Annotated in this window: 4 protein-coding genes; 3 read left to right on the plus strand and 1 reads right to left on the minus strand. The window is 73.0% G+C overall.

Features of this window, described 5'->3' with window-relative positions; genetic code table 11:
• The first annotated feature begins 375 nt into the window (after nt 1-375).
• From GT042_RS22295 to GT042_RS22305, 3 genes are all read left to right on the plus strand, one after another.
• A complete protein-coding gene (locus GT042_RS22295) occupies nt 376-1647 on the plus strand; it encodes a VWA domain-containing protein (protein ID WP_161310499.1) in 1272 nt (423 codons plus the stop codon).
• A complete protein-coding gene (locus GT042_RS22300; RefSeq protein WP_161310500.1) occupies nt 1647-2507 on the plus strand; it encodes a hypothetical protein in 861 nt (286 codons plus the stop codon). The genes GT042_RS22295 and GT042_RS22300 overlap by 1 nt, the downstream gene beginning before the upstream one ends.
• A 134-nt stretch (nt 2508-2641) precedes the next feature.
• Nucleotides 2642-3850, plus strand: a complete 1209-nt coding sequence (locus GT042_RS22305) for a winged helix DNA-binding domain-containing protein (RefSeq protein WP_161310501.1) — start codon at nt 2642-2644, stop codon at nt 3848-3850.
• Here the strand turns inward: GT042_RS22305 and lysA are convergent.
• Nucleotides 3829-5160 carry a diaminopimelate decarboxylase gene (gene lysA / locus GT042_RS22310; RefSeq protein WP_161310502.1) on the minus strand — a complete coding sequence of 444 codons (1332 nt, stop codon included), beginning with the start codon at nt 5158-5160 and terminating at the stop codon, nt 3829-3831. The two genes, GT042_RS22305 and lysA, sit on opposite strands and share 22 nt — an antisense overlap.
• Nucleotides 5161-5919 lie beyond the last annotated feature (759 nt).

A 5919-nucleotide genomic window follows, 5' to 3' on the forward strand; every position in this document is an offset into this window, starting at 1 on the left:
CCGCTCCGGCCGTCGCGGGCACGACCGCGACCGCCGAGGTCGCGGCGAGCACACCGACGAAGCGCCGGCGGCTGAGGCCGCCCCCGCCCCCGGAGTCCGTTGCCGATCCCGTGCTTCTGCTGCTCATACCGGTCACCTCGGGTGTCAGGAGTGGGGGGATGTGAGGTCGTGAGGTTGTGAAGGCGGGTTGTGAGGTCGGGCTGTGACGTGGGGATGTCACGTGGGGTGTGACGGATGGGGCGTCTGTGACTCTTACAGTGGCCCGATCGGGCCCTTGCGGCAAGAGAACCCTCCCCACATCGAGGTCCGGGATGTCAATTGACGGGGTGTCAGTTCCCGTTTGGCTCCCTGGGTTATTCTCACTATCATCCGGCGATGATCATAAGTAAACGGTCGGCAGCCGCCTTGTGCGGTCTGGTGGCCGCCCTGGCCGTAGGGCTCTTCCCTCCCGCCGCCTCCGCGGACGAACCCAGTGGAAAACCGGCCCCCAAAGTCGACCTCGTCCTCGATGTGAGCGGCTCGATGCGGGCCCGGGACATCGACGGACAGTCCCGGATGGCCGCCGCGAAACAAGCCTTCAACGAGGTTCTGGACGCGGTGCCCCAGGAGGTCGAACTGGGCATCCGCACCCTCGGCGCCAACTATCCGGGGAAGGACAAGAAGGTCGGCTGCGAGGACACCGCGCAGCTCTACCCCGTCGGCCCGCTCGACCGCACCGAGGCGAAGACCGCGGTCGCCACCCTCGCCCCCACCGGCTGGACGCCGATCGGCCCCGCCCTCCTCGGCGCGGCCAAGGATCTCGAAGGCGGTGACGCGACCCGCCGGATCGTCCTCATCACCGACGGCGAGGACACCTGCGCCCCCCTCGACCCCTGCGAGGTGGCCCGCGAGATCGCCGCGAAGGGCATCCACCTCGTCATCGACACCCTGGGCCTGGTGCCCGACGCGAAGACCAGACGGCAGCTCACCTGCATCGCCGAGGCCACCGGCGGGACGTACACCTCGGTGCAGCACACCGACGAACTCTCCGGCCGCGTCACCCAGTTGGTGGACCGCGCCGCCGACCCCGTGGTCACCCCCGTGGCGACCGACGGCGCCGCGCGGTGCGCCGACGCGCCCGTACTGAAGGCCGGGCTCTACAGCGACCGCGAGAAGTTCTCCGAGCACCGCTGGTACCGCGTGGACGTCCTGCCCGGGCAGGAACTGCGTGCCTCGGTGAGCGTCGCCGCCGACCGTGCCGTCGACCGGGACTACGGCGTGCTCCTGCGCGCGGTGACCGTCCACGGCAGGGAGATCGTCCGCGGCTCCGAGGCGGGGGACGGCCGTACGGACGTGATCTCGACCGGGCTGCGCTATCCCAAGCCGGAGGCGGACGACGACGATGACACCGCGTCCGCCGGTGAGGCCGTGTGCCTCCAGGTCAGCAACTCCTTCTCGGCGCCCGACTCCGTGAAGACCACCCCGGGCCTGCCCGTCGAACTGACGATCCAGGTCGTGGACTCGCCCGAAGAGCCGTCCGACGTCGCCGCGTTCGGTCTCGGCCGGGGGTGGTGGCTGCTTGGCCTGCTCGTGCTGACCGGGCTGGTGGCCGGGCTGCTGTGGGGCTGGGTCTCGCGCTGGCGTGTCGCCGTATGGAGGACCAACTGATGCGAAGCATCCGCAAGACGTCCGCGCTCACCGGGTCGCTGCTGGTGGCGGTGACGGCGTTGCTCACCACGGCGGGGTCGGCTCTCGCCGACGACACCCCTACGCCGTCCTCGTCCTCGTCGTCCTCGGACGGTTCGGATGGTGCGGACGGTTCCGGTGGCGGGCCTACGGAGGCCGGTACGTCGTTCCGTACCGCCACCGCTTTCCGGCCCGGCCAGCAGGCCACCGCCGACGCCTCCACGGGCGACTACCTGTACTGGGTCTTCCCGGTCGACACGGGGCAGCGCGCCACCGTCACCGCGAAGGTCACCCTGCCCGACTCGGCCGCCAGGAAGGGCTCCGCGACCTGGCAGGTCGACGTGTACGACGGGCTGCGCCGCCACCAGCCGTGCGTCTACGGGGCCAGGACCCGCGCGGTCGCGGCCGACGCGGACACGCTGGAGCTGCGCTGCACGCTGCGGACGGTACGGGCCTGGGCCGAGCCCTGGTCCAACGATCCGCTGCCGGGGAGCTACTACGTACGCCTGACGGTCGTGAACGCGCAGGAGGAGGATCTGGGGCTGCCGGTACGGGCCTCGGTGGGAGCGTCTCTGTCCGACAAGGGCGGGTCCGTGGCGGTGGGCGGCGCGCTCGCCGTACCCCTGACCGCGAGTGCGGTGCTCGCCGACGCGGACGGGGACGGGTCGGACGACGAGCCGCCGGCGGCGGCGGTCGCGAGTGAGCCGGAGGGCGGGTGGGCCTCGGGCTGGTGGTCGGATCGTTGGATCTGGACGGCGGTCGGGGGTGTGCTGGGGGCGCTTGCGGGTATTGGGGGGTATTCGTTGACGCGGCCGTCTCGGGTGTCGCGGCGGGTGAGCTAGGGGGTGGGCCTGCGCGGGCCGTGACCGCTGCGGTCACTGTTGTCCTCAAACGCCGGACGGGCTTGAATTGTCCGGCCGGTGGGTCCGCGCGGGTCACTGTTGTCCTCAAACGCCGGACGGGCTTGAATTGCCGCGTGGCTCTGAAGGCTGACCACCCCGTCCTCGGCACCCGCGCGCTCAATCGCGCCACCCTGGAGCGGCAGCTCCTGCTTCGCCGTGCCACCGGGGTGTCCGCCAAGGACGTCGTCGGGCACCTCGTCGGGCTTCAGGCCCAGAACGTCAAGCCGCCCTACTTCCAGCTCGCCGCGCGGCTGGCCGGGTTCGTGCCTGAGGATCTGTCGGGCCTGATGGAGTCCCGCGAGGTCGCCCGGCTCGTCACGATGCGTTCGACCATCCACACCCACACCGCCGACGACTGCCTGACCCTGCGCCCGCTCCTCCAGGACGCGCGCGAGAAGGAGTTGCGGCTCTTCCGGACCGGGCTGGCCGGTGTGGACCTGGACCACCTCACCGCCTACAGCCGTGACCTGGTCGAGGAGCGGCCACGGCCTGTGAAGGAGCTGCGGGACGCGCTGGCCGCGCGGTGGCCCGACGCCGACCCGTCCGCCCTGGCCGTCGCCGCCCGTGGGCTGTTGCCGCTCGTCCAGACCACCCCGCGTGGGCTGTGGGGCCGCGCCGGGCAGGTCACCCTGACCACCGCCGAGAAGTGGTTCGGCCGGCCCTCGGAGCCCGCGCCCGCGCCCGACGACACCGTCCTGCGTTACCTCGGCGCCTTCGGTCCCGCCTCGGTCAAGGACATGCAGGTCTGGTCGGGCCTGACCCGGCTCAGGGCCGTGTTCGAGCGGCTGCGGCCCCGTCTGCTCACCTTCCGGGACGAGTACGGGGTCGAGCTGTTCGACCTGCCCGACGCGCCGAGGCCCGACGGGGACACCCCGGCGCCGCCGCGCTTCCTGCCCGAGTTCGACAACCTGCTGCTGTCGCACGCCGACCGGAGCCGGGTCGTTCCGCCCGCGTACAAGGGGCGTGCCTCGCACGGCAACATCGCCCACCGGGCGCTGCTGATCGACGGATTCCTCGCCGGGATCTGGCGGGTGGAGGAGAGCCGGGCCGGTACGGCGGGAAGGGGTACGTCAAGAAGGGCGGCCCCGTCCCGTACGACCCTCACCGTCCAGCTCTTCGCGCGGCCCACCCGGCAGCAGCGCGCCGACGTCGCGGAGGAGGGGGAGCGGTTGCTCACGACGATGGCCCCGGCCGACGCGTACGACATCCGGTTCGCGGACGTGTCGACGGACCCGACGGATCAGGCCCCGACGGATCAGGCTCAGAGCCCCACGTCCCGCTGACGCAGATCCTCGAAGGTCTCCCGGCGCACCAGCAGCCGCGACCGCCCCGACGACACCGCGATCACCGGCGGCCGTCCTGTCATGTTGTAGCCCGACGCCATCGACACCTGGTACGCCCCCGAGGCCGGGACCGCCAGGACGTCCCCGGCGCGGATGTCGTCCGGCAGCTCCACCGCCTCCGCGAGCACGTCACCCGCCTCGCAGTGCCGTCCCACCACCATCGCCGTACGCATCGGGGCCGCCGAGGCACGCCCCACCCTGCGGACCGTGTACCGCGCCCCGTACAGCGCGGGCCGGGGGTTGTCGCTCATCCCGCCGTCGACGGCCACGAACACCCGGCCGCCGGTGCGCTTCACCGCCAGGACGCGGTAGAGCGCGACCCCGGCCTGCGCCACGATCGAGCGGCCGGGCTCGACGGTCAGCCGGGGGACGGGCAGACCGTACCGGGCAGACTCCTCCGCCAGCGTGTCGGTGATCAACCGCCCGTACACGCCGGGCGCGGGGGCCGGATCGCCCGGCAGGTACGCGACCGCGAAGCCGCCGCCCAGGTCCAGCTCGGGCAGGGTCACGCCGTGCCGGTCCCGGAGGGCGGCGAGGAAGGCCACGACCCGCCGTACCGCTTCCGCGTACGGTTCCGCCTCGGTGATCTGGGAGCCGAGGTGGCAGTGCAGGCCGGCCAGTTCGAGGGAGGGCTGGCCGAGGATACGGGCCACCGCGTCGGCGGCATCGCCGTCCGCGATCGACAGTCCGAACTTCTGGCCCTCGGCTCCCGTACGGATCTTGGGGTGCGCGCCCGCCTCGACGCCGGGCAGCACCCGGACCAGCACCTTCTGCGGGCCGGGGCCGGGCACCTGCGCGGCGATCCTGGCGATCTCGCAGGCCGAGTCGACGACGATACGGCCGACGCCCAGGCGCAGCGCCGTCCGCAGGTCCTGCGGGGACTTGGCGTTGCCGTGCAGGACGATCCGGTCGGCGGGGAAGCCCCGGGTGGCGGCCAGCTCCAGCTCACCGGCGGAACAGACGTCGAGCCCGAGACCCTCCTCCTCGATCCAGTCCACGACGGCCCGGCAGAGGAACGCCTTGGCCGCGTAGACGACGTCGGCGCCCGGCAGCGCTCCGCGCCAGGCCCTGGCACGGGCGCGTACCTCGTCCTCGTCCAGGACGTAGGTGGGCGTGCCGTACCGCTCGGCCAGTTCCGCGAGCGACACCCCGGCGACGGCGATGTCCCCGCCGGGGGCGACGACGGCGGACTCCGGCCACACCGTGGCCGCGCTCAACTCACTGATGCCGAGGAGGGGCTCGGTGGTCATCGGACCCTCGTCCCGGCCGCGTCTCCTGCTGCTCTGGCCGTCTCCATGGTGTGCCTCCCGGACGCTCCGAATCACTCCGACACCTGGAAGGTAGATCCGGCGGGAGTGGAGGGGGTACGGCCCTGACGCGGCATTGACCGGCGGCGCCGGAATCTTGACGACTCCCTGGCGGTTCGGCCTCGGGCCCCGGCGGTTTGGCCTCGGGCCCCGGCGGACGGACCGGCCCCGGGTCGGACTGGGACGGGTTCGGCGCCGGGCCGCCCCGGCGGACGACTCCCTCGCGGTTTGGCCTCGGGCCCCGGCGGAGGGATCAACGCCGGGTCGGACTGGGATTGGTTCGGCGCCGGGCCCCGGCAGGCGACTCTCTGGCGGTTCGGCGCCGGACCCTGGCGGTTTGGCCTCGGGCCCCGGCGGAGGGATCAACGCCGGGTCGGACTGGGATTGGTTCGGCGCCGGGCCCCGGCAGGCGACTCCCTGGCGGTTCGGCCTCGGGCCCTGGCGGTTTGGCCTCGGGCCCCGGCGGACGGATCGGCACCGGGCCGGACTGGGACCGACGAGTCGGCTGGACCCGAGGGCAGGCCGGACCCGAGGGGCCGGCGGACTTCACGGACACGGCCGACCAGGGACATGGCCGACCCCAGGCACGCGGCCGACCGTCGGTCCGGCCTGACCGGTGGCCTGGCGGACGGGCCAGCCAACGCCCAAGCCCGCCTCGCCCGGCCCCCGGCCTCGCCCCCGCCGCAGGCTCAGCGGACCCGG

The sequence above is a fragment of the Streptomyces sp. SID3212 genome (assembly GCF_009865405.1).
Classification (GTDB): Bacteria; Actinomycetota; Actinomycetes; order Streptomycetales; family Streptomycetaceae; genus Streptomyces.

Bases quoted from the DNA above. Each gene is read 5' to 3' on its own strand.
- GT042_RS22295 (WP_161310499.1), top strand. From the start codon at position 376: ATGATCATAAGTAAACGGTCGGCAGCCGCCTTGTGCGGTCTGGTGGCC.
- GT042_RS22300 (WP_161310500.1), top strand. From the start codon at position 1,647: ATGCGAAGCATCCGCAAGACGTCCGCGCTCACCGGGTCGCTGCTGGTG.
- lysA (WP_161310502.1), bottom strand. From the start codon at position 5,160: ATGACCACCGAGCCCCTCCTCGGCATCAGTGAGTTGAGCGCGGCCACG.